The sequence below is a fragment of the Bradyrhizobium yuanmingense genome, from assembly GCF_029167105.1.
In the GTDB taxonomy this organism is placed as follows: Bacteria; Pseudomonadota; Alphaproteobacteria; order Rhizobiales; family Xanthobacteraceae; genus Bradyrhizobium; species Bradyrhizobium yuanmingense_A.
Genome location: NZ_JARFML010000002.1, coordinates 202,564 through 226,816, shown reverse-complemented (window position 1 = coordinate 226,816; position 24,253 = coordinate 202,564). Strand labels below are relative to the sequence as shown.

Here is a 24,253-nt window from a genome sequence, read left to right as displayed (position 1 = left end):
AAACTCAGTCTGGAAATCCTGCCGCCTTGAGTCGTTGTCGAAGATTGTCGCGGGTGGCCGCGTTGAGCGGCGTGCGGTCCGCCCAGGCCTGCAAATGGAAATTCGGATCAACCAGCATATGGCGTTGCGCGATCTGGCGCGCGTCTACAAACTTTCCGATGGCCACCAGGCTGGCTGCGAGGATGCGGAAATTCGAGGTGAAGCGCTCATTGTGCTTCGCCGCTCGCCAACCCCAGGCGGCCGCTTCATCGAAATTGCCGTTGATGTAGTGCGCCTGGGAAAGCAGGTGTTCGTGCCAGAACACGTGTGAATCCAGCGGCGACAAGCGCAAGCCATGTTCGGCGCGCAAGACGGCGGTCGAGCCTTCGCCGAGATAGCCGCAGGTCGCACTGCTCATCGTCCATGCCATGGCCGAATTGGGACCGACCGTGATCGCGCGGTCCAACAGGCGGGTCGCCGTCTCGAAATCCTTGAACAGAAACGAATGCACGTGACCGTCGATCGCCAGCGCGAGCGCATCGTTGCCATCGCGCTCGATTGCCCTGGCGGCATTGCGCGACGCCTCCATGCTGTCGGCCGCGGCGTCGGTGGACCAGCCCTGGCCGACCCTGAACATGTACCAGTATGCGAGGTAGGAATAGGCCGGCGCATAGTTGGGGTCATGCGTGATGGCCTGCTGCAGCAATCCGCGCGCCCGCGAGAACGAGTCATAGTCCATGCGGTACAGATAGCTCAGCGCCTGAAGAACCAGATCGTAGGCGGTCAAATTCTGCGGATGCTTGCGCAGAGCCCGTGCACGCTCCCACTCGCGAACATGTGGCGCGATCGTCGTGACCACGCGCGTCGAGATTTGCTCCTGCAGTGCGAACAGCTCGCTGAGCTCGCCTTCGTGACGATCGGAGTAAATGATGTTGCCCGACTCGGTATCGTTGAGCTCGGTATTGATACGCAGCCGTCCGCCGGAGCGGCGAACACTGCCGTAAAGCACATAGCGCACGCCCAGTTCGCGACCGATGGCGCGGACATCGATGATCTCGCTGCCATAACCCAGCGTCGACCCGCGCGATATCACGAACAGTTCCTTCAGCGCGGAAAGCGCGTGAATGATCTCGTCGACAATTCCCTCGGCGAAATAAGCATCATCCTGACTGGCAAGATTGCGGAATGGCAGAACGACGATGGATGGTCGGCCCTGCGCTCTGATTGGACTATCTGCCACCGCATGCGGTGAACGCTCGATGCGCAGCCCGAACGCTTTGACGGGGCGCGACAGATTCCGAAGATGCAGCTCGCCGAAGTCGACGACGGAGACGCCGGCCTGTTCACTGATCTGATCCGCGACAGCACCCGAGACGACGATGCCGCCGGGCTCGGAGTAGGTCTGAAGCCGAGCGGCGATGTTCACGCCGTCGCCGTAAATATCCTCCCGTTCAAAGATCGCGTCCGCAACGTTGATTCCCATCCGGAGACTGATGAAGCGATGTTCCGGTTCTTCCGCCGACATCGCATTGGCGCCGTGCTGAATTGCAAGCGCGCATTGGGAGGCGTCATTTGCACTGTCAAACACCGCAAGAAAGCCGTCTCCGGTGTTCTTGATCACTTGCCCCCTGTGCTTTGCGATCGTCGGGTCGATAATTGTCGCGCGGAGCGAGAGGACCCGCTTGTGGGTATCTTCCTCGTCCGCTTCCATTAATCGGCTGTAACCCACAATGTCGGCCGCGAGCACGGCCACCAGCTTGCGCTGACCAGCAGCAACCTCTCGCGCGGCGTCCGGCCCTACAGGCGCGTCGAGTCGCGGGCTGGCATCGGGTTCACGGGGGATGGCCATAGTGTATCCGTGGTCACTCTGATGCGTGGGTCCTTGCCGCCGTTTGGATGCTGTTCCCTTAGCTAAGCCCGTTTTTCCCGGTTTCACAAGCCGCGGTTGTTTCGCGCAAATAGATTAATCCTCATTTTCGCAACCAGCCCGTGAAATACGGTCAGGGGCAGGTCGCGATTCCTTGGCGAAAACGGCACCGGCCTATGGCGCGTGCGACGGAAACGGTCTGGTCGATAGCCGATCGCCGGCTTGTGACCCCATCGCGGACTTCAGTCTCCTTCGATCCAAATTCCTGCTTCGCTCAGGGCATTGAGAATGAGGTCTATGTCTTTGGGATCAAGCATTGCCCCCTCACAGAGCTTATTCAGCTCATCGAAGGTAATACGACCGTCAAGTGTACCGATCTCGATGGCTCGTCTGATGATTTCCGGCACGATCAAGTTCTCTCCGTTTCGGCAGCGCCTACTATGGGGGAGAGAGTCGAAGTCTCATCCTAGGCGATGGTCTGCGCCCGCCGGACTAGGGAGTAGCCCGGACCTGAATGCCGGAGCGCCTGGAGCCGAAGCTTGCCCCAAAGTACAGGCCGGGCAGTCGCAATCATTTGAACTCTATGTTTCATGCGGACGAAAGCATGCTTAGCTATTGTGGTTGCAGGGCAAACAAGACGGTTCATCCCATGCCGAAATGGCTTGTTGTACTTGTCGCGCTCCTCGCCGCTATGGCCTACATCCCTCGGGTTCGCCACGGGGTGATCAGCTGGCTTAAGACGCACCCTGTGCTCATTGGACCAGCTCTGACCATCGCCGGAATAATGGCAGCCGTGTATTTGCTCGTGGATCCTACCACGGTCCTGTTCTTGGCGGTTATCGCGGTCGTCTCCGGTCTGTCCGCATTTTTTGACCCAACAACCTATTCGAGCCGATGAGAGCCTCTTACGAACGGCAGCTCGCGGCCTTTGAAGCTGCATATGGCGAATTGCTTCTCCTGGCTTTGCAAGCGTGCGCCAAGGGAGAATGGAGGCTCTTCGGCTCGTATGAACGGGTCGGCTTGCGCAGCCCGGCAAGGGAGAAACTGCTTGAATTGGGCTTAAGAATCGAACGCTTGCGCGACAAGTGCGGTTTGGAACCCTTCGCGCTTCATGCACGTTTCTTGCAGATGGGCTCTCGCCTTTCAAACACTCCGGGTGAGCCGAAACTGGCTCAGAGGTGGTTGGACGAGCTCACGTAAGCAATCCCACCGCTACGATCCTGTGCAGGCCACTCCACATGTTCTATTTCGGAGTGCCGGTCTGACCACCCGAGCCGGTGGTCTGCTCACTTCCCGGCCGGCCCGGAGGATGCGCCGAAGCGGCCGGCTTGTCTTGATCGGCCACGTATCCGGACTCTCCGGAGTTGCGGGTCTTGATCCCTTTGTCCGCATCACGCTGCATCTGCTCGTTGGGCTGGCCAGCCTTGAGCTCCCGGTCCACGTCGCGCTTCATCTCCTCCTTGGTTTGCTCACTGGGTGCGGCCTTTTGCTGTTGGGCCGTTGCTGGGAAGGTCATTGCGCTTCCGGCAACTACAATCAGTGCGAGAATTGCTGTTCGCATGGTTTTCCTCCACCGTTCGCTCCGGCCCCTAAACGCGCGAACGTCCCAAGGTTTCCTAGTTCCAACCATTATTGTCGAAAGTCACGGAGGGCTAACCAAAGAGGACCCGGACGGTCTTATGCGCACGCGCCCTAGGCGAGTCCGCCATCGACCCTGAAACACTGGCTGGTGATGCGCTGGCTTTCGTCGGAAGCGAGGAATAGCGCCATGTTGGCGATGTCCTCGGGCGTTACCGCATCCGGAACGGCCTGGCGCGAGCGCATCTCGGCAATAACCCGATCGTCCGGATACCACAGCCTGCGCTGGCGCTCGGTGATCACCATGCCCGGCGCGATCGCGTTGACGCGAATGCGGTCGGAACCGACCGACCGCGCCAGCGAGTTGGTGAAGCCGACGATCGCTGCCTTCGCCGCGGCATAGACCGGCAGCGCCGGCGCGCCGCGCATCCAGGCGATCGAGGACATGTTGATGATCGAGCCGCCGCCGCGCGCCCGCATCTGCAGCACCACCGCTTGCGCCGCGAAGAAAACGTGCTTGAGATTGACGCCGATCATCCAGTCGAACTCGGCTGGCGTCACCTCGGAAAGAACCTGGCGCTGATCGTTGGCGGCGTTGTTGACGAGAACGGCGGCATCGCCGAGCGAACGGCGAGCCTCTGCCATCGCCGCGCGCAAGGCATCGATGTCGAGGAGATCGCAGGGCACGAATAGCGGGCCGGTCCCGGACGAGGCCGCTATCTCCCGTACCAGGGCTTCGCCGGCGTCCTTGTCGATGTCGAAGAAGGCGACCCGGGCGCCTTGGCCCACGAAGGCCCGGACGAAGGCGGCGCCGATGCCGCTGGCGCCTCCGGTGATCAACACCACGCGGCCGGCAAGGCTGGAATAGGTCGTCTTCGTCATGCGATCAGGCGCTCCGTCTCGGGGTCGAACAGGCAAATGCGGCGGGTGTCGAGCGCGAAGGCGGCGGACGTGCCGGGCGCGGGGCGGATATCCGGCGAGACTCGCGCCATCGCGGGCTCGCCGCCGAGCCGCAGGAGCACCATGGTCTCGGCACCGGTGGGCTCGACCAGCTCCACCGGCGCCTCGACGAGGACAGGCGCTTCGCTGGAAAACGTACGGCTCCCCTCGGCGATGCATTCCGGCCTGATTCCGAACACCACCTTGCGCCCGACGAAGGGTGCCGCGGCGTCGTATCCCGTGAGGCGCAGACGAAGCTCGTCGGGCCGCCCCGCGCCGATCACGACGATCGGCCCGTCATTTTCGGCCTCGAGCCGCGCCGGCATGGTGTTCATCGGCGGCGAGCCCATGAAGCGTGCGACGAACAGATTGGCCGGATAGCGGTACACGGTGTCGGGATCGGCGAATTGCTGCACGCTGCCCTGATGCATCACGGCGATCCGCGTCGCCATCGTCATCGCCTCGATCTGGTCGTGGGTGACATAGACGATGGTGGCGCCGATGCGCTGATGCAGGCGCTTGATCTCCATCCGCATCTCGACGCGCAGCTTGGCGTCGAGATTGGAGAGCGGCTCGTCGAACAGGAAGAGCAGGGGATTGCGCACCAGCGCGCGTCCCATCGCCACCCGCTGGCGCTGGCCGCCGGACAATTGCGAGGGCTTGCGGCCGAGCAGCGGCTCGATCTGGAGCAGTTTTGCGACATTGCCGACCGCAGCGTCCTGCTCGGCTTTGGGAACGTGACGGCATTCCATGCCGAAGGTGATGTTCTGGCGCACCGTCATGGAGGGATAGAGCGCGTAGGATTGGAACACCATGGCGATGTCGCGGTCCTTCGGCGCGACGTCATTGACGACGCGGCCGCCGATTTCGATCGTTCCCGCACTCGGGCGGTCGAGCCCGGCGACGATGTTGAGCAGGGTGGACTTGCCGCAGCCGGACGGGCCGACCAGCACGGTGAACTCGCCGCTCTCGATGTCGAGCGCGATGTCCTTCAGCACCTCCAGATTGGCGTAGCGCTTGGACAGGGCGCGAATGCTCAGTGCTGCCATGACAACTCCATCATTTCACGGCCCCGGCAGTCAGGCCGCGGACGAAGTACTTGCCGCCGAGAAGGTAGATCAACAGCGTGGGCAGCGCGGCGATGATCACCGCTGCGCTCTGCACGCCATGCTGCGGGATATCGGCGATTGCGGCCGACAGCGCGATGAGAGCTGCGGTGACGGGTTGCTGCTGGCCGGTGGTGAACGTCACGCCATAGAGGAACTCGTTCCAGATGTGGGTGAACTGCCAGATCACCGTGACGATCAGGATCGGCCCGGAGAGCGGCAGGATGATGCGCCAGAAGATGCGGAAGAACCCGGCGCCGTCGATCCGCGCGGCCCTGATCAATTCGTGGGGAACGGCGACGTAATAGTTGCGGCAGAACAGCGTGGTGAAGGAGAGCCCCTGAATAGTGTGAATCAGCACGAGGCCGGTCAGCGTGTTGATGAGGCCGACGTCCCGCAGCACGATGGTCCAGGGCAACAGGCGCATCTGCTGGGGGAGGAACAGGCCAAGCGTCACGATGCCATAGATCCAGTTGTCGCCGCGAAAACGCCAGAGCGACACGGCGTAACCGGCGATTGCGCCGAGCAGGGTCGAGATGATCGTCGCCGGAATCGTGACGAGCGCGGAATTCAGCATGTAGGGCCGGATGCCGGCGCAGGTCTCGGCGACGCAGAAGCCGCTCCAGGCCCTCGCATAGTTGTTCCAGGCCCATTGTTGCGGCCAGCCGATCATCGAGGCCTGCGCGATCTCCTCGTTGCTGCGGAGCGAGTTCAGGACGACGACAACCAATGGCGCGAGATAGGCGGCCGCGACCAGCGACACGACGAGATAGATCAGAAGCCGGCTCGGCGCGAAGGTTCGCTCACGCATGGGTGGTCCGCCGTTGTCGGACATAACGCCAGGCTGCATAGGGCAGCAGCACCGCGAGCAGAATGAGCAGCATGAGCACCGCCGCTGCCGCGCCGCGGCCGAGCTGGCTGCGTTGGAACATGAGGTCGTAGACGACGAGCGCCGGCAGCTGGGTCGCGATTCCAGGCCCGCCATTGGTCAGCGCGCGGACGAGATCGAAGGCCGAGATCGCGAATTGCAGCTGAACCACGACCACGGTGATCGTGATCGGCCAGAGCGTGGGCAAGACGACGCGTCGGTAGATTCGAATCGGCCCGGCGCCGTCGATCTGCGCCGCCTTGATGATGTCGGCGTCGACGGATCTGAGACCGGCGAGAAAGAGCGCCATGGCGAAGCCGGAGGATTGCCAGATCGCGGCGATGACGATGGTCCAGATCGCCATGTCGCGGTCGACCAGCCAGTCGAACCTGAAGGATGTCCAGCCGAGGTCGTGAACGAGCTTCTGGATGCCGATGCCGGGATTGAGCAGCCAGCTCCAGACCGTGCCGGTGACCACGAAGGACACGGCCAGGGGGTAGAGGAAGATGGAGCGCAGCACGTTCTCGCCGCGAATGCGCTGATCGAGCAGGATCGCGAGCAGGAGACCGGTCATCAAGCTCAGCAGCACGAAAGCACTGCCGAACAGCAGCAGATTGTCGAAGGCGATCTGCCAGTTCCGGCTCACCAGGACCGCCGAGTAGTTGCGCAGACCCACCCAGCCCGTAACAGGGACCAGGGTGGAGGGGGTGAACGAGATCCAGATCGTCCAGAGCGAAAACGTCACGAGATGCGCCGCGGACAGCAGCAGCGGCACCCAGATCATCAGATATTCCGGCAGCCGGCGCACCCAGTCGGGCGTCGCCGGCCGCGCTGCTGTTGCGACCACGTCAGTCAACGCGCACCCTCGACGGCATCGGCAAGACGAGTGACCGCCTGCTCCGGCTTGATCGTCTTGTTCTTCACGTACTCGGTGAGCACGTCGATCATCGCGGCGGTCAGGCCGTTTTGCTGTGCCATGTTATGGGCGAGGCTGAGGACGGCCTGATTGTTGGCGACCGCGTCCTTCAGCGCGGCTGCGGTCCGCCGTTGGCCGTCCGACCAGCCTTCGCCGGAGAGGTCGACATCGGTGCGCACCGGGATCGATCCGGTGATCTGCGAATACATGGTCTGGATCGCCGGATCCATGACGAGCTGGGCCATCAGCATCTGGCCGGCCTGCAAGTCAGCCTCCTTGCGCTGCCAGAAGATGAAAGCATCGGCATTCAAGAGGAAGACCGGCTTGCCGTTGTCGCTGGGTCCGGGCGCGATGATGAAATCGTCGAACTTGAACCCGGCGTTGCGCAACACGCCCTGGGCCCATCCGCCCTGGATCATCATGCCCATGTCGCCGTCGATGAAGCGCTTCAGATTGGTGGCATAAGGCTGTGCGCCAACATTGGGGTCGCACCAATCGGCGATCTTGCGGGTTTGTGCGAACGCAGCCTTGATCTCAGGCCCCTCCAGCGCCTTCTTGTCGAGGTTCATGATCGCTGCGCGATATGCGACCGGGCTGATGCCGGCAAAGGAGGCCTCGAATTTTTGCCCGTCATCGGGACGGGTGCCGCCATTGGCGAGTGGGTAGTTCATTCCGGCCGACTTCATCTTGTCGGCAAGTTCGTTGAAATCAGCCCAGGTGACGGGAATCTTGTCGGCCTTGGCCTTGTCCATCCCGCGCTTGGAGAGGAACAGCATGTTGGTGCTGTAGATCTGGAGCGGCAGGGCGATCCACTTGCCTCCCGGCTTGTGCAATTTTGCAAGGTCCGGCGCGACCACCTTCTCATATCCGGCGGCGGCGACAATGCTGTCGAGATCCACGGTCGGAGCAATCTTCGACCAGGCCGCGATCTCGGGCCCCTTGAGCTGTGAACAGGCCGGCGGATCGCCGGCAATGATCTGGGCCCGCAGCTTGTTCATCATCTCCGTGGTGAAGCCTGGGACGGGCGAGTGCTGCCAGACCCCGCCCTTCTCCTCGAATTTCTTGCCGAGCGCCGTAATGGCCGCCCCGTCGCTGCCCGCCGACCATTGCGAGATCGCGGTCAGTCGCGGCTTGGCCGCGCCTTGCGCGCGGGCAAAGGCCGGAAATGCGAGCGCGGCAGCAGAGCCAGCGAGCAGACGACGCCTTGTTGTTGTGATCGGCATGGCAGTTCCTCCCGGTGTGAAATCTTTCGCCCTTGCGGGCCGTTTGGGCTCAGCGCATGTCAGGCCGCCTCCGTCGATGCCGCGGGCATGCCGCCACGGCTGGCGAGACAAAAGGCGGCGAAGGCGAGCGCAGCCTGCGGATCGTTGCCCGTCGACGGCGGCACGAAGGCGAGGGAGACCTGCGCCAGCTCGCGTCCGCCCAGCAGGCAGGCGTCGATGCCATCGACCAGCGCTTTCCGATCCTCCTCAGCGAGAAGCGACGGCCAGCCGCTGATCGCAACGCCGCCGCACGGCTTGACGTTGAGCGTATTGCCGATCGCAAGGCCGAGCCGGAACAGCCGCCGGCGCAAATCCTGCCGCACGCGCGCTGAGATCGGGACCGTGTTGACCCATTCGTTGCCGAGCTGGAGCAGCTCGGTCTCGGAAACGCCGAGAAGCGCGGCCAGCGCGGGAATCGACGTATAGGCCTCGACGCAGCCGTGATGTCCGCAGCGGCAGCGCGGTCCGTCAGGCCCGAACACCATGTGGCCGAGCTCGATCGGCTGCAGAGCATCGGCCTCGGCCGGATCATCCATCCAGGCGCCGGCGACGCCGTGGCTGACGAGCACGAACAGATGCGTGTCGTTGAACGGGTAGTTTTCCGTGCGGCAGCGGTGAAAGGTGGCATGCGCGACGACCGAATTGGTGAATTCGAGCGGCACGCCCGCGAACATCTCGCCGAACATGTCGCTGATGCGAGCGACGTCGCAGGGAATGATCGGATTGGCCGATATGCTGAGACGGCCGAGGCCGGGAATCGAGACGCCGATCTGCGAGAGGGTGATCCGGCGGCGCCGCGTCCAGTCGCGCAACAACGCCATCGCTTCGCGAAATGCCCGGCCGACGGTCTCCACATTCGGCGTCTTCGGGAGCGGCACACGCTCGGTGTAGTGCAGCTCACCCGACAGGCCGCCGACCCCGACGCTGAGCCGCTGCGTCGTCAGCTCGAAGGCTGCCAGCGCCACCGCGCCGTCGAGCGACACGAGACCGGTCGGGCCGCCGACGTAGGGGGCAGGGCGCCGCACTTCCTCGATCAGGCCCTCGGCCTTCAGGTCGAGCAGGATGCGCGACAGGCTCGCCTCCGATAGACGCACGGCCTTCGCCAGTGGCGGACGAAACGAGCCGCCCGACTGAAGCAGATGAGTCAAAATGGCAGCGCGCGTCTGCCGCCGACTTCTCGGCTGCTCCGGCATTTCCATCCCTGTCGTCATTCTTACTTAGAGTAAGAATGCGCGCGGAGCATTTCGGCTGTCAAGGCGCTTGCCGCCGTGAGCACGGACTTGTTGTTGTGCGTGGCAGCAAACCGGCCGATGGCGTACCACCACCGGCGGCTCATTTAGAGGGCGCGGCGAAGCGACGTCAGCAATCGATGAGGATGAGCGCGCAATGATGTGATCTCGTCACGCACCTCAGATCGTGAACGTCTTCGCGATCGCCGCGGCCGTCTCCTTCTGGGCAAAATAGTTGGTGTGGTGCACGTGGGGGTTCGTGCCGAAATCATGGACGATCGTCACCTGGCGCCCGTCCGCGACTTCGGACATCGACGAAGTATCGACGACCAGGTCGTTTTCGGACTCGAAGATGATGTCGGCGCCGAGGTCGCCGAGACGCTGCATCGGCTTGGAGAATATCCTGAGGAAATTCCAACCGATCTCCGTCGGCTCGAAATTCGATTTGATCGCGAAGTACTGGATGGGCTGGGCGCCAAACTCGCCGCTCCCGGTATTCATGCGCAGACGTCGAATCTCCTCATTGTTTCCGGTGCGTGATTGCGCATCGAGCCCGGGAACGAGAGCCAAGGCGGCATCGAATATCGGTGTATTAGCGGCGAGATTGGTGACGGTGCTGAACACCCGCAGCAATCCGCTCGCCGCAAGGAAGAAGGGGTTGGCGGCGGCGAGATCCGCGCCCGCCCGCAGGACGTCTGCGATGTTTGTCAAGAGATCGAGCGTGCTGCGGAGACGTGGGGCAGCCGCCAGGCTGGTGCCGCCCAGGGGCGAGCCGACGAAGATCGCCCGGCGCTTCAGTGCGGGCTCGCAAAATCCTTCGCACAGCCACCGGGCCACCAGTCCGCCGCGGCTGTGGCAGACGATGTCGAGCTCCTTCGGCGCAGGTCGCAACAATGCGGCCAGATCGAAAGCATTCATCACCGGGCTCACGCTGAGGGTGGGGTGGTCGTAGGCGATCACCAGGTCGTATTTCGCCTCCGCTCTCGTCAGCAGCTGTTGCCCCTCGGGAACTTTCGCCAGTCCGTTCTTGATGAGAGCCGCAGATCCGCTGAACGTCCCGTGGATCAACAGCAATACGCGCTTTCCCGCAACATCGGCGAGGTCGGCCAGTGTGAGCGGCTGGAGTTGGCCCTGCACCAACCGCCTGAGGCCCGTCGACGGTTTGGCCGCATAAGACGCATCTGGAGTCAGCGTCCTGTCGAGCTTGAGGAGCGCATCATAGACCTGCGACGTGTCGAGAGTCTCAAAGGCGTACTGCTTTACGATCTGTCCCGTCGGGAGCGCGGCGCGCGATCCGGCGCGACTGGACATCATCGGAATGGCGGCGCCGAGGCGCCATCTCAGGATCCCGCCGTCGCGCACGAGTGAAATGATCTGCTGATCCGGCAGCCGGTCCGTCGGATCCGTCGGCGGGCGCTGGCGCCGATAGGTCGGCCGGTAGGATTGCGGCCGCATGCCGTCCGTGAGCCGATCGAGCGGCCGGACGCCTTCAATTTCCGGCATCGACGCGAGCCAATCGTCGAAAGAAAGGAGCGTGGTCATGCGGGCTCCGTGTTTTGTCGCGAGGCGCTAGCCAAGCCGGTCCAGCAGGGGAAGTGGGGTGACGCTTTCGCCGCGGGCGGATTGAATGTCGATCATTGCATCGAAGCTGTGCGGATGCAGATTGCTCGCGCCCCGTTCCAGGGCCTGGAAGAAGCCCTTCCGCGCGGTCACGAAGGTACTCTCGAACGGTACGAGCTCGCCTTTCTGAACGTAGCTCAGGAGCTCGGCGAGATTGTCAGTGCCGGTGAACATCCAGCTCTCGGTCTGGCCTTTGGTATTGGCCGACTGCCCCGTCGTGAAGCCGTCCTGACTACGGCCGATCTGCCCGGGCATCTGCTGTTCGCTCTGGTCGAATCGAAAGCTTTTCATGCGCCACCAGGCCTTGTTGCTTCTCCAGTAGGCCGGAAACGCGTGTCCCGTAATCAGGAACACCGACGAATAGATGCCCACGAACTCCAGGCACGATGCGAACAGAAGCGCAAGATCGATGCAGGTGGCTGCATTGCCCTTGAATATCTCCGTCGGCGTTCGAAGCCGCTGCGACTGGCTCGTGTAGGACGGCGGCGGGTTGATGTAGCTGACGGGCAGATCGTGCTGAAGGGCCGCCCAGATCGCCTGAACCTGAGGATCGACCACGTTGGGAGCATTGGAATCGTCCTCAACCACTTGCTGGTAGCCGTCGAAGCCTGCAGAGCAATCATCGAGCAATGTTTGCAGATAACGCTGGGCACAGGCGACGACCTTCAACACCGTCGGGTCTCGGGGCAGAACGAAGCTGGGCAGCCAGCGATGATCCTCGCCGTCGTCCCGCCACTCGTCTGCCGGAAGCACAGTCACGCGCTCGCTGGACTCGCGCAAGATCCGGTCGCCGCATTGGACCTTGATATAGAGGTTGCTCCTCAAGCTTTCGCTGGTCTGCCGCAGCATGCCCGCGACGAGAGGGAGCCGGATCTTGTCGAGAAGATTGAGTGTGGCGTCTTCCTCCGGCAGTTCCTCCGAGAAGCGGCAGCGGCATGATTCCGTACCGACTTCCAGCACCACTTCGACTTGAAGCAGATCGAGGGGACCTGCCTTGGTTTTGTGGACCGTGAAGATACTGAACGGCGAGCGGTCGTTGTGAAGCAGCGAGTAGTTCAAACTCGCGCTCGAGGTCTTACGCATCCGACCGGGAACGGATTTGTCCTGGACCAAAGTGATGTCCAGCCTGAGATCCTTGTAGGTTGCGCCGTGCTTCGCGGCTCTTCTCGACTGCGCGGAGCGGGCCGCGATCGTTCCAGCCTGAGAGCTGTCGAGGAGCGAAACTTGGCTCCAGAGTGCTACTCCCGAGCGCTGTTCGTTGTCGCCGCCGGGCTGGGACATCCACTGTTGCCGGGCACGAAGGAAAGCGTCCTTGATGTTCCAATCCTGCGTCAAGGTCCGATAGAAGACGCTGAAGAACAGCATGGCGTCGGCATCGGTGATGGTGTCGACGAAACCGATTGCGTGCCTGGCGCCTTGCCCGGTGGCAAGAGGAGCAAGGCGCTGCGCGCTGTAGCAACTGCTGATTGCCACCAGCAGGGGTTTCTGCGCGCCGGCTGTGACGATCGAGGCCAGGTCGACTGAACCGACGGCGTCGTAGGCTTGAGTGCTTCCTTGGGAGCTTCCCTGCGAGCTTGCGCGGAGAACAAAGCCGTCCTCTTCGTTGGTCGCCTGGTCGATGAGCTTTTGCTCGACCAGAGACATCGGGTCTACGCCCACGAGATGCACGATCGAAGGGGAAAGCGCTTCGATCCTCGCGCGAAGGCCTTGACGGTCTGGATCCCGGATGATTTCGGTCCGGACCTCTTTCAGCGCGCTGCTGACCATCTCGATCTCTCGCGCGAATTCGTAGAGCGCGCGCAGTTTTCCGGGTCCGCTGTCGACCGCGAGCGCCGTCAAGGGTGCCAGCTGGTGATGATATGGCGATCCAACTACCAGATGGCGGACGACCGCAAATTCGCTTGGCTCGCTGCGATAGGGGGCGGTGGCCAACCACAGCGCGCTCTCCCAGGGGAACAGTCTTGCCGACCACCCGACTTCCTCCGCACTGTAAGGGATTCCGACTTCGACAAGTTTGGCAGCCGCCATATCCTTGATCCGCGAGAGGATCTGGTCTTCGTCGACATTGTGAGCGTGATCCTTTATCAGCTGCTGAAGCTCCCGGCTGAGATCGTCGCGTGTCGAACGGACGATCCGTCTCCGATTGGCGATCACGTAGCGCCAGCGCTGGACAGAGGGGTAGAATGCCCGATCGTCAATCGGAATGATGAGCTCGTCCAGGCCCTTGCGGCCTCCATAGCGGATTCGCACCACGTACTCGCCGGACTGCTCTTCGACGGGCACGGGCGGTAAATCCTGGCCGGTGTCGTTGGTCGTCGCATCCGTCGTGCGGCGCCGCCGCGCTCGCGCCTTGGCGGCGGGCCTTTTGGCTTTCCGGCGGTCGGCCTTCGCTCGTGGGGACGCTACAGTCTTCGCGGACATGACCGGTCTCCGGGCTTCGCGACCACGGATGCAGCATGCCAGAAAACTCGCGTAGATTGAAAGGAAATCATGCCGGCCATCCGGACGGCACGCAAAATGAAAACAGCGTCACCCGTGGGGTGACGCCGTTTCGCAGGACGATAAAGTCCGGACTTACTTGCGATCGCCGATCGGCACATAATCGCGCTTGGCGACGCCGGTGTAGAGCTGGCGCGGGCGGCCGATCTTCTGCTGGGGATCCTCGATCATCTCGCTCCACTGGCTGATCCAGCCGACGGTGCGGGCGACCGCGAACAGCACGGTGAACATCGAGACCGGGAAGCCCATCGCCTTCAGCGTGATGCCCGAATAGAAATCGACGTTCGGGTAGAGCTTGCGGTCGATGAAGTACTGGTCGCTGAGCGCGATCTTCTCGAGCTCCATCGCCACCTTCAGCATCGGATCGTCGCCATGGCCGGTCTCCTTGAGCACGGCATGACACATCTTCTGCATGATCTTGGCGCGCGGATCGTAGTTCTTGTAGACCCGGTGGCCGAAGCCCATCAGGCGGACTTCGGAATTCTTGTCCTTCACCTTGGCGATGAACTCGGGGATCTTGTCGACCGTGCCGATCTGATAGAGCATGTTCAGCGCGGCTTCGTTGGCGCCGCCATGGGCCGGGCCCCAGAGGCAGGCGATGCCGGCCGCGATGCAGGCGAACGGGTTGGCGCCCGAGGAACCGGCGATGCGCACCGTCGAGGTCGAGGCGTTCTGCTCGTGGTCGGCGTGCAGGATGAAGATCTTCTCCAGCGCGTCGGCGAGCACCGGGCTGACCTTGTAGTCTTCGCAAGGCACCGCGAAGCACATGTTCAGGAAGTTCTCGGCAAAGCCGAGCGAGTTCTTCGGATACACGAAGGGCTGGCCGACGGTGTATTTGTAGGCCATCGCGGCCAGCGTCGGGATCTTCGCGATCATGCGCATGGAGGCGATCATGCGCTGCTTCGGATCGTTGATGTCGGTGCTATCGTGATAGAACGCGGCGAGGGCGCCGACGGCCGCAACCATGATCGCCATCGGATGGGCGTCGCGGCGGAAGCCCTGGAAGAAGCGGGCCATCTGCTCGTGCACCATCGTGTGATGGGTCACGCGGTAGTCGAAATCCTTCTTCTGCGCGGCGGTCGGCAGATTGCCGTAGAGCAGGAGGTAGCAGGTCTCCAGGAAGTCGCCGTGCTCGGCGAGCTGCTCGATCGGGTAGCCGCGGTATTCCAGCACGCCCGCGTCGCCGTCGATATAGGTGATCTTGGACTGGCAGCTCGCGGTCGAGGTGAAGCCCGGATCGTAGGTGAACAGGCCGGACTGGCCGTAGAGCTTGCCGATATCGATGACGTCAGGCCCGACGCTGCCGCTGAGGATCGGGAGATCGAAATTCTTGTTTCCGACCGTCAGCGTCGCGGTCTTTGGGCTGTCTTTTGCGTCCATCAGAGGTCCCCGATGTGTGGTGAAACGGGCCGGAGCCGGAGACCCCCAGGGCGATCATGGGGGCAGGCCGGATGTTCCAGAATGTGGGGGAGATGGGTATATTATTGCTATGTGCGCTGCAAGATCGCCGCACGCATGGTCGACTTACGTCGTAGACTGATCCATGAGCCGGCCGAGGCTTTCCTGTCGCCCCAGCACGTCCAAAACCTCAAATATACCAGGGGACGTCGTCCGTCCGGTGAGCGCCGCCCGAAGCGGCTGGGCGACTGCGCCGAGCTTGAGACTATTTTCCTCGGCAAAGGCGCGCAGCGCCGCTTCCGTGGTGGTGCCGCTCCACGTCTCGACTTTCTCCAGCGCGGAATGAAGCTGGCCGATCAGCTTGCGGTTCTCGGGCGTCAACAGCGCCTGCGCCTTGGGATCCGGCGCCAGCGGCCGGTCGGCGAAGATGAAATGGGCGCCGTCGATCAGCTCGATCAACGTCTTGGCGCGCTCCTTCAGGGCCGGCATGGCCTTGAGCAGCTGCGCGCGCGTGGTGTCGTTTAACTTGGCCTTGATCTCGTCGCGGCTCGGCACGATGTGGTCCAGCACGTCCTCGAACATCCTCACGAGCGATTGATCGTCGGTGTGACGGATGTAGTGGCCGTTGAGGTTTTCCAGCTTGGCGAAATCGAAGCGGGCGGCGGCGCGACCGACGCTGGCGAGATCGAACGCGCCGATCATCTCCTCGGTCGAGAAGATCTCCTGGTCGCCGTGGCTCCAGCCGAGCCGAACGAGGTAGTTGCGCAGCGCAGCTGGCAGGTACCCCATGGCGCGATAGGCATCGACGCCGAGTGCGCCATGCCGCTTGGACAGTTTCGAGCCGTCCGGGCCGTGGATCAGCGGGATATGGGACATGCTGGGCAGCGCCCAGCCCATCGCATCGTAGATCTGCTTCTGGCGGGCGGCGTTGATCAGGTGATCGTCGCCGCGGATTACATGGGTGACGCCCATGTCGTGGTCGTCGACCACCACGGCGAGCATGTAGGTCGGGTTGCCGTCGCCGCGCAGCAGGACGAGATCGTCGAGGTTCTCGTTCTGCCAGACCACGCGGCCCTGGACCTGGTCCTCGATCACGGTCTCGCCGGTCTGCGGCGCGCGCAGGCGAATGGTGGGCTTGACCTCGCTCGGAGCCGTCGCCGGGTCGCGGTCGCGCCACATGCCGTCATAGAGGCGGGTGCGCCCCTCGCTGCGCGCCTTCTCGCGCATGGCGGCAAGCTCCTCGGCGGTGGCGTAGCAGCGATAGGCCTTGCCGTCGGCCAGCAGCTGCTCGGCGACCTCACGGTGCCGGGCGGCGCGGGCGAACTGGTAGATCACCTCGCCGTCCCAGCCGAGCTCGAGCCACTTCAGCCCGTCGAGGATGGCGCCGATCGCCGCCTCCGTGGAGCGTTCCCGGTCGGTGTCCTCGATCCGCAGCAGCATCTTGCCGCCGTGCTTCTTGGCATAGAGCCAGTTGAATAGCGCCGTGCGGGCGCCCCCGATATGGAGGAAGCCGGTCGGCGAGGGAGCGAAGCGCGTGACGACGGAATCGGACATTCTTGGCAGGGCCTATGCATTGGAGGCGGTGGTGTATAGCAGGAACGGGACATAACTAAAGGGCGACGGCGGACCCGGCAGGCCTTGCTTATGCTCTTGGCGCGGCCACGCGAATTTGGCAGAAGGACCGCTGATTTCCCTACAGGATTTTCGTAATGACAGAACCGGTGGCAGCTGAGGTTGGGCGCGATTTCATTCGTGACATCATCCAGGCCGACCTCGATCAGGGCAAATACAAGGAGATCGTGACCCGGTTCCCGCCGGAGCCGAACGGCTATCTGCACATCGGCCACGCCAAGTCGATCGCACTCAACTTCGGCGTCGCCCAGGAGTTTCCGGGCCGCTGCCACCTGCGCTTCGACGACACCAATCCGGTCAAGGAAGAGCAGGAATATATCGATTCCATCCAGGCCGATGTGCGCTGGCTCGGCTTCGACTGGGGCAAGAACCTGTTCTTCGCCTCGGATTATTTCGACCGTCTGTACGAATGGGCGGAGAAGCTGATCCGGGACGGCCTCGCTTATGTCGACGACCAGACCCAGGAAGAGATCCGCCTCACGCGCGGCACGCTGACCGAGCCCGGCAAGAATTCGCCGTTCCGCGACCGCAGCGTGGAGGAGAATCTCGACCTGTTCCGCCGCATGAAGGCGGGCGAATTCCCCAACGGCGCGCGCGTGCTGCGGGCCAAGATCGACATGGCCGCGGGCAACATCAACCTGCGCGATCCCGTGCTGTACCGCATCCTGCATGCGCACCATCCGCGCACCGGCAACGCATGGTGCATCTATCCGAGCTACGACTATGCCCACGGCCAGTCGGATGCCATCGAAGGCATCACGCATTCGATCTGCACGCTGGAGTTCGAGGATCACCGGCCGCTCTACGACTGGTTCATCGAGAAGCTGCCGGTGCCCTCGCAGCCGCATCAGTACGAATTCGCGCGGCTCAATTTGACCTACACGCTGCTGTCCAAGCGCGTGCTGACCCAGCTCGTCCGCGACGGCCATGTCGCGGGCTGGGACGATCCGCGCATGCCGACCATGGCGGGCATGCGCCGCCGCGGCGTGCCGCCGGCCGCATTGCGCGAGTTCGTCAAGCGCATCGGCGTCGCCAAGGCCAACAGCGTCGTCGATGTCGGCATGCTGGAGTTCTGCATCCGCGAGGAACTGAACCGCACGGCGCAGCGGCGCATGGCGGTCTTGAAGCCGCTCAAGGTGGTGATCGAGAATTATCCGGAAGGGCAGACCGAGGAGCTCGAGGCGATCAATCATCCCGACGATCCCTCGGCCGGCACGCGGAAGATCACGTTCGGCCGCGAGCTCTATATCGAGCAGGACGACTTCATGGAGAACCCGCCGAAGAAGTTCTTTCGCCTGTCGCCTGGCAACGAGGTGCGGCTGCGCTACGCCTATTTCGTCAAATGCACCGGCGTGATCAAGAACGACAAGGGCGAGGTGGTGGAGCTGCGCTGCACCTATGATCCCGCGACCAAGGGCGGCAATGCGCCCGACGGCCGCAAGGTCAAGGCGACCATGCACTGGCTGCCGGCGGCGGCATCCAAGCCGGCGGAGATCCGCATCTACAACCAGCTGTTCGCCAATCCGAGCCCGGACGCTTCGAACTTCGCGGCCGACCTCAATCCGAACTCGCTCGAGATCCTCACTGAGGCGCGGGTCGAGGCGTCCGTTGCGGACAGCAATGCGACCGAGCCCATGCAGTTCGAGCGCCAGGGTTATTTCGTGTGCGACAAGGACTCGACGCCGGACAAGCCGGTGTTCTCCCGCACGATCGGCCTGCGCGACACGTTCGCGAAGGAAGTCGCCAAGGGTTGAAAAGGGCTGAGGTAAGGGCATGAGCAGCGACGCCGACGCCATCGTTTCCGCCATCATCGCGAAATGGTGCGCCGGCTTCGCGACGCTCGATGCGGCCACGCTGTCGTCGCTCTATGCGAAGAACGCGTTCTTCTTCGGCTCCAATCCGAAGCTCTATCGCGGCCGGGATGGCGTCGCCGACTATTTCAACGGCCTGCCGCGCTGGGGGAGACCGAGCGCGACCTTCTCCGACGTGAGCGCAGCGCAGGCAGGTCCTGATCTGATCAACATGGCCGCGACCATCTCGTTCGACCTCGCCGGCGAGCGGGACGATCTCGTGGTGAAGATGAGCTGGGTCATCATCCGCGAGGACGGCGACTGGAAGATCGTCAATCACCACGCCTCGTCGCAGGCGCCGCTGATCTAGCCAGGGCGTGATGAAAGAGGAAAAGTAGGGCGCTCGTCGCCTGTTCCCGATCCGTACCGCTATTCGCGCCGCCGCACGGTCCGGTAGCCTCCGCAGCCGTCGCGTATCGTAAGGTGCAGGGGAATGGCGGAGCCGGGCCGGCCAGGACGGTCCCAGGGAGTTGCCGGGACGTGGCCGGTCGGCCGCGCCGCCCCGGCCGGCGGCTTTGTGCCGGCAGGCTTTGGCATCTGGCCGGCGATCGTCGACACGCTGCGCCAATGGGCGCGGGCCGAGGCCGGGCCTGGCCGGCTGTTGCCATGGGTGCCGGTAGCGTTTGGCGGCGGCATTGCGCTTTACTTCGCCGCCGATCATGAGCCGGTGCTGTGGGTGGTTGCCGCCACGGCCATCGCGCTGATGCTCGGCGCGGTGCTGCTCCGGCGGAGCCGGCTGTTTGCGCCCGCCATCATGCTCGCGGCGGTCGCTGCTGGTTTTGCCGTGGCGACCTGGAAGACCGCGCGTATCGCGCACACCGTTTTGGCAAAACCGCTCTATTCGGTGTCGCTGTCGGGCTTCGTGGAAGCGCGCGACATCCGCGAGCGCACCGATCGCTTCGTGCTGCGCGTCAGCGCGATGGAGGCGCAGCGCAGCGACGTCAAGCTCGAGCGCGTCCGCCTCTCGGTGCGCAAGGGCACGGCACCGGAGGTCGGCAGCTTCGTGCAATTGAAGGCGCGGCTGATGCCGCCGATCTCGCCGGTGCGCCCCGGCAGCTACGATTTCTCGCGCGACATGTTCTTCCAGGGCATCGGCGCCTCCGGCTTCGTGATGGGCGCGATCACGGCGTCCACACCGCCGGATGCCGGCGGCCTGCGGCTGCGCTATGCCGCCTTCATGCAGGGCCTGCGCGACGCGATCGATGCGCGCATCCGCGCAACGCTCGAAGGCGACAACCGCGCGGTTGCGACCGCGCTGCTCACGGGGCGGCGCGATGCGATCACCGCGCCCGTCAACGATGCCATGTTCGTCTCGGGACTCGGTCATGTGCTGTCCATCTCCGGCTATCACATGGCGGTCGTCGCTGGCGTCGTCTTCTTCGCGGTGCGCGCGCTGCTGGCCCTGATCCCGGGGCTGGCGGCCGGCTCTGCCATCAAGAAATGGTCGGCGGCGGCGGCGCTGGTCGCGGCGGCGTTCTATCTTCTGCTGTCGGGCGCGGAGGTCGCGACGCAAAGATCTTTCTTCATGACGGCGGTGGTACTGATCGCCGTGATGGTCGACCGCCGCGCCATCACCTTCCGCACGCTGGCGGTGGCGGCGCTGATCGTGCTCGCGGTCGCGCCCGAAGCGTTGGTGCATCCGAGCTTCCAGATGTCGTTTGCGGCAACGCTCGGGCTGGTGGCGCTGGTGCAGATCGGTATGCCGAACCTGCTCGCCGCGCCCGATCATTCCGCGACGGCGCGGATCGCGTTGTGGGGCGGCCGCGAGATCGCGATGCTGTTTTTGGCCTCGCTGATCGCAGGGCTCGCGACCACGCCCTACGCCGCCTTCCACTTCCATCGCGTGACGCCCTACGGCGTGCTCGCCAATCTCGGCGCCATGCCGGTGGTCTCGGCGCTGGTGATGCCGGCCGGGCTGCTCGGACTGCTGGCAGCACCCTTCGGGCTCGACAGCGTGTTCTGGTGGTTGATGGGGATCGGCATCGAGTGGATGGTGCTGGTCGCGCGCTGGGTGGCTGCTCTGCCGGGAGCGGTCGGCCGCATTCCCGCCTTCGGGATCGCGCCGCTGATCGCGGCGAGCCTCGGGCTCATCGTGATGGGGCTGTTGCGCACGCCCTTGCGCTGGTCCGGCGCCCTGGTGCTGCTGGCAGCGATCCTCTGGGGACTGTCGGTGCGGCAGCCCGATATCCTGATTGCCGGGGATGGCGCCAGCGTCGCGGTCCGGGGCGGGGATGGGCGCTTGCAGGTGATCCGCGCCGGCAAGGACAGCTTCCTGCTGAAGGAGTGGTTGGCTGCCGATGCCGATCCGCGCGATGCCGGCAACGCCTCGTTGGCGAGCGGGGTGTCGTGCGACGAGTCCGGCTGCGTGGCGCCGCTCGCGGACGGACGACTGATCGCGTTGGCGACGCGCATCGACGCGCTGGCCGATGATTGCAGCCGCGCCGCGCTGGTGGTGACGGCGCGGCCCGCGCCGTCCGATTGCGCGGCGATGGTGGTCGATCGGGCCCGTCTTGCCAGTCAGGGCGCACTGGCTCTGACGCGAAGCGGAGAGGGTTTTTCGGTGCAGGCGGTGAGGGCGAGAGGGGCAAGCCGTCCCTGGCTGCCGGCCGGCGCCGGCGAGGGGGATTTCGATGGCAGCCTCGTGCCGAAGGCGGCCGTGCCCCGCTACCGGGATGCAACGCCATCGGAAACCGACCTGCAGGCCGACGATTGACGCGGATCACAAATACCAGGCCAGCACGGCGTCAAGCCTTCCGTTGCCGATGACCGGCAGGGCCACCATTCGGCTCAGCCCGGCTGCGCAGGCTTCGGAGCCGGCGATCGAGCCGTCACGGGTGAGATCATCGTTGAGCGCGGGCATGCCGGCGGCCCAGGCGCCGCCGATGCTGCCTTCGCCCCTGGCGATGGACTGCGCCGTATAGCGTGCAGCGAGGTCGGTCTGCGCGCTGCAATCGCCGGCGCGAAAGGCCAGCGCCGAACGGTCCTCATTCGGGACCCAGATCTCGAAGCGTCGCGCAATCGGCGTTGCCTGTGCGGAGAGGAATGTCAGAACCCAGGTCTGGTCGGTGCCGGTTCGGTAGGGCACGCCGACGCCGAGATTGATCCCGACCTTGGCGGCGTCCTCCCAGCGCAGGAAGCTCCTGGCGTCGTGCAGGTCCTTGATGATCAGCGGCAGGCCCGCCTTCCAGGTGCGTCCGGGCAGGCCGAAGCCGCGCGGAAATCTGGTGTGGCGGGAGTTGAATTCGAACATGTCCGCCGTGCCGTAATAGCCATCGACGAGCCCCATCTCGTGCGAGAGATCAGGATCGTTGTGCCAGAGTTCGATCGCGCCGACGTGCGCCTCGTCGTCGCCGCAGAACAGCACCAGCACGGCTTGCAAAAATTCGCCCGCGAACACCGGCACCGCCACGCCGCAGGTGAGGCCGGCCGCAGCGGCCTGGTCGGTCCGCTTGAAATAGGAGTTGGCGAATTTCGTGAGGATGACGGGGTGACCACAGGCCCAGGCCTTGCCTGGAAGTCCCTCGTCATATCCGAAGTGCAGCTCTTCGCTGACGGCCTTGAACGCGGACAGCCCTTCGTCGTAGAGGCCGCCGCCGAATTCCAGCCGCATGCGCGTCCGGTCGGGTACCCAGAGTTCAACGACGCGAATGAAGGTCTTCATCGAGCCTGTCCGCCGCCTCAAACCACTGCAGCATCGGTCATTTGGCTGCGGAGCGGACGTTCAAATTCAGGCAGGACGGCCCAAACTTCGTGCGGCGACAAGGCGCGGCGGCGGGCTCGCCGATCAAATGTCCTGAAACACAAACCCACCGGGCTCGCCGGCCTCGGCCGGCGCCGGCCATTTCAATCCCGGGCTCGGCCTTTCGGCCGAAGGGCGTCAGCCGATCGGCAGGCGCGTGATGGTGGGCCGCGTGTCGGCGACGATCTGCAGCTTGTGCTCGCGCTCGGGGGCTGGCTGCGTCACCGGCAATTGCAGCACGGTCGCGCGCTGGCCTTCGACGAGCTGCGTCACCAGCACGTATTTGCCGTCGGGGAATTCGATCGCGTCATGATGGCGATCGGGAATGTGCGGGTCGATCTTGCCGAACTTGCCGACGCGAGAGTTCACGGTGCGCGTCCAGATCCAGCGGTTGTCGTAGCGGACGTTGTCGGCGAAAGCGAGCTCCGTCCCCGGCAGCAGACAGACCGCGACGGAGGGATCGGCTTCGGAAGCGAAGCCGCGCGTCGAGGTGCCGCGGAAGGTTGTCGTGACGATCGTCTCGCCGACTTCGGCGGGGCGCGTCGCGACGGCATGCAAGCTGTAGTCACACATCGGGTGCTCCTCATGCTGGGATAGCGACCCGCGTCTCTTTCGAGGCGCAGGCCTCTATCAGAGTGGAAGCCTGCAACGCTCTGCTCGGTTATGGGCAAATCTGCGGCTCGCATCCGCAGCGCGCGATCACATTATCTTTCCCGGATTCGATAGGAACAAACCTCGCGTCCTTGCATTCGGCCGGAGCTATCAGCGCTGCCGGCACAACTCTACCGGCGAAGCAGAAATGGCTGCGCGCCTGCGCGGGCGAATTTCGCGGGAAGATGGACCGGACAGCCGGCGCAGGACCAAGAAAACGTCCAGCCGGAGCGGACAAGTATCCGTTCCGATCCTGGATCGCCGATGCCGATCGAAGCGCGCGCGACGCTTGATGCTTCCCGTATCAGTACTTTCGGTAAAGCCCGATCAGCTTGCCCTGGATCTTCACGCGGTTCGGCGGAAGAATGCGGACCTCGTAGGCGGCATTGGCGGGCTCGAGCGCGATCGAGGCGCCGCGGCGGCGGAAGCGCTTGAGCGTGGCCTCCTCGTCGTCGATCAATGCCACCACGATGTCGCCGGTATTGGCGGTCTCGTTGCGCTGGATCAGCGCCATGTCGCCGTCGAGGATGCCGGCCTCGACCATCGAATCGCCGCGCACTTCGAGCGCGTAATGCTCGCCCGAGCCGAGCATGTCCGGCGGCACGCTGATCGTGTGGCTGCGGGTCTGCAGCGCCTCGATCGGCGTGCCGGCGGCGATGCGGCCCATCACGGGCACCGCGACCGGGCGCTCGCCCTCGTCCGCGGACGGGCTGGAGCTCGCGCGCACCTTGCCGAGATTGCCCTCGATCACGCTCGGGGTGAAGCCACGGCGATTGCCGGCGGCGGCCTGGAGCTCGGGCAGCTTGATCACCTCGATGGCACGGGCACGGTTGGGCAGGCGGCGAATAAAGCCCCGCTCCTCGAGCGCAGTGATCAGGCGATGGATGCCTGACTTCGAGCGCAGGTCGAGCGCATCCTTCATCTCGTCGAAGGACGGCGGTACGCCGCTTTCCTTCAGACGTTCGCTGATGAACCGCAGAAGCTCGTATTGTTTGCGCGTCAACATCTCGACCAAAGTCCCCCGGTTGATGTCGTTCGATTCCGAGACGATGAAGTCGGCAATAAGCCGCTACATCCTCGAAACAAATCATGAACGGACACTATATGTTCGATATGTGTT

The 24,253-nt window shown here is 63.9% G+C and carries 19 protein-coding genes; 3 read left to right on the top strand and 16 right to left on the bottom strand.

What is annotated here, in order from left to right; genetic code table 11:
- Positions 1 to 4 precede the first annotated feature (4 nt).
- The 13 genes from P0R31_RS03870 to gltX form a co-directional block, all read right to left on the bottom strand.
- Complete coding sequence (locus tag P0R31_RS03870; protein WP_275512937.1) at positions 5 to 1,828, bottom strand: adenylate/guanylate cyclase domain-containing protein; 1,824 nt, start codon at positions 1,826 to 1,828, stop codon at positions 5 to 7.
- A 260-nt stretch (positions 1,829 to 2,088) separates the two neighbouring features.
- On the bottom strand, positions 2,089 to 2,253 hold the full coding sequence (locus tag P0R31_RS03865) for an RNA polymerase sigma factor region1.1 domain-containing protein (protein ID WP_275513084.1): 165 nt from the start codon (positions 2,251 to 2,253) through the stop codon (positions 2,089 to 2,091).
- Between the two features lie 836 nt (positions 2,254 to 3,089).
- Positions 3,090 to 3,407 carry a hypothetical protein gene (locus P0R31_RS03860; RefSeq protein ID WP_275512936.1) on the bottom strand — a complete coding sequence of 106 codons (318 nt, stop codon included), beginning with the start codon at positions 3,405 to 3,407 and terminating at the stop codon, positions 3,090 to 3,092.
- 131 nt (positions 3,408 to 3,538) lie between these two features.
- Complete coding sequence (locus P0R31_RS03855; RefSeq protein ID WP_275512935.1) at positions 3,539 to 4,306, bottom strand: SDR family NAD(P)-dependent oxidoreductase; 768 nt, start codon at positions 4,304 to 4,306, stop codon at positions 3,539 to 3,541.
- Positions 4,303 to 5,412, bottom strand: a complete 1,110-nt coding sequence (locus P0R31_RS03850; RefSeq protein WP_275512934.1) for an ABC transporter ATP-binding protein — start codon at positions 5,410 to 5,412, stop codon at positions 4,303 to 4,305. Before P0R31_RS03850 ends, P0R31_RS03855 begins: the two co-directional genes overlap by 4 nt.
- Positions 5,413 to 5,422: 10 nt before the next feature.
- Complete coding sequence (locus P0R31_RS03845; RefSeq protein WP_275512933.1) at positions 5,423 to 6,280, bottom strand: carbohydrate ABC transporter permease; 858 nt, start codon at positions 6,278 to 6,280, stop codon at positions 5,423 to 5,425.
- Positions 6,273 to 7,193 carry a carbohydrate ABC transporter permease gene (locus P0R31_RS03840; RefSeq protein ID WP_275512932.1) on the bottom strand — a complete coding sequence of 307 codons (921 nt, stop codon included), beginning with the start codon at positions 7,191 to 7,193 and terminating at the stop codon, positions 6,273 to 6,275. The genes P0R31_RS03845 and P0R31_RS03840 overlap by 8 nt, the downstream gene beginning before the upstream one ends.
- Positions 7,190 to 8,476, bottom strand: coding sequence for an ABC transporter substrate-binding protein (locus tag P0R31_RS03835; protein WP_275512931.1), 1,287 nt, complete (start codon positions 8,474 to 8,476; stop codon positions 7,190 to 7,192). Before P0R31_RS03835 ends, P0R31_RS03840 begins: the two co-directional genes overlap by 4 nt.
- Before the next feature lie 59 nt (positions 8,477 to 8,535).
- Positions 8,536 to 9,714, bottom strand: a complete 1,179-nt coding sequence (locus tag P0R31_RS03830) for an ROK family transcriptional regulator (protein ID WP_275512930.1) — start codon at positions 9,712 to 9,714, stop codon at positions 8,536 to 8,538.
- A 210-nt stretch (positions 9,715 to 9,924) separates the two neighbouring features.
- Positions 9,925 to 11,286: an esterase/lipase family protein gene (locus P0R31_RS03825; RefSeq protein WP_275512929.1), complete on the bottom strand. Its 1,362-nt coding sequence runs from the start codon at positions 11,284 to 11,286 to the stop codon at positions 9,925 to 9,927.
- Between the two features lie 27 nt (positions 11,287 to 11,313).
- Positions 11,314 to 13,785: a CHAT domain-containing protein gene (locus tag P0R31_RS03820; RefSeq protein WP_275512928.1), complete on the bottom strand. Its 2,472-nt coding sequence runs from the start codon at positions 13,783 to 13,785 to the stop codon at positions 11,314 to 11,316.
- A gap of 153 nt (positions 13,786 to 13,938) precedes the next feature.
- Positions 13,939 to 15,243, bottom strand: coding sequence for a citrate synthase (gene gltA / locus P0R31_RS03815; RefSeq protein WP_275512927.1), 1,305 nt, complete (start codon positions 15,241 to 15,243; stop codon positions 13,939 to 13,941).
- Positions 15,244 to 15,387: 144 nt separating this feature from the next.
- On the bottom strand, positions 15,388 to 16,815 hold the full coding sequence (gene gltX / locus P0R31_RS03810) for a glutamate--tRNA ligase (protein WP_275512926.1): 1,428 nt from the start codon (positions 16,813 to 16,815) through the stop codon (positions 15,388 to 15,390).
- A gap of 155 nt (positions 16,816 to 16,970) precedes the next feature.
- On the opposite strand from gltX, the gene P0R31_RS03805 reads away from it, so the two are divergent.
- The 3 genes from P0R31_RS03805 (at position 16,971) to P0R31_RS03795 (ending at position 21,456) form a co-directional block, all read left to right on the top strand.
- Positions 16,971 to 18,647 (top strand): glutamine--tRNA ligase/YqeY domain fusion protein, encoded by a 1,677-nt coding sequence (locus tag P0R31_RS03805; RefSeq protein WP_275512925.1) that lies wholly within the window; start codon positions 16,971 to 16,973, stop codon positions 18,645 to 18,647.
- A 19-nt stretch (positions 18,648 to 18,666) separates the two neighbouring features.
- On the top strand, positions 18,667 to 19,053 hold the full coding sequence (locus P0R31_RS03800) for a YybH family protein (protein ID WP_275512924.1): 387 nt from the start codon (positions 18,667 to 18,669) through the stop codon (positions 19,051 to 19,053).
- Between the two features lie 123 nt (positions 19,054 to 19,176).
- Entirely contained in the window at positions 19,177 to 21,456 is a 2,280-nt protein-coding gene (locus P0R31_RS03795; RefSeq protein ID WP_275512923.1) for a ComEC/Rec2 family competence protein, read from the top strand.
- 6 nt (positions 21,457 to 21,462) lie between these two features.
- Here P0R31_RS03795 and P0R31_RS03790 read toward each other — a convergent pair whose 3' ends face one another.
- The 3 genes from P0R31_RS03790 to lexA form a co-directional block, all read right to left on the bottom strand.
- A complete protein-coding gene (locus P0R31_RS03790; protein WP_275512922.1) occupies positions 21,463 to 22,404 on the bottom strand; it encodes a GAF domain-containing protein in 942 nt (313 codons plus the stop codon).
- 216 nt (positions 22,405 to 22,620) lie between these two features.
- Positions 22,621 to 23,055, bottom strand: coding sequence for a hypothetical protein (locus P0R31_RS03785; protein ID WP_275512921.1), 435 nt, complete (start codon positions 23,053 to 23,055; stop codon positions 22,621 to 22,623).
- Between the two features lie 382 nt (positions 23,056 to 23,437).
- Positions 23,438 to 24,139 carry a transcriptional repressor LexA gene (gene lexA / locus P0R31_RS03780; RefSeq protein ID WP_275512920.1) on the bottom strand — a complete coding sequence of 234 codons (702 nt, stop codon included), beginning with the start codon at positions 24,137 to 24,139 and terminating at the stop codon, positions 23,438 to 23,440.
- Positions 24,140 to 24,253: the final 114 nt, after the last annotated feature.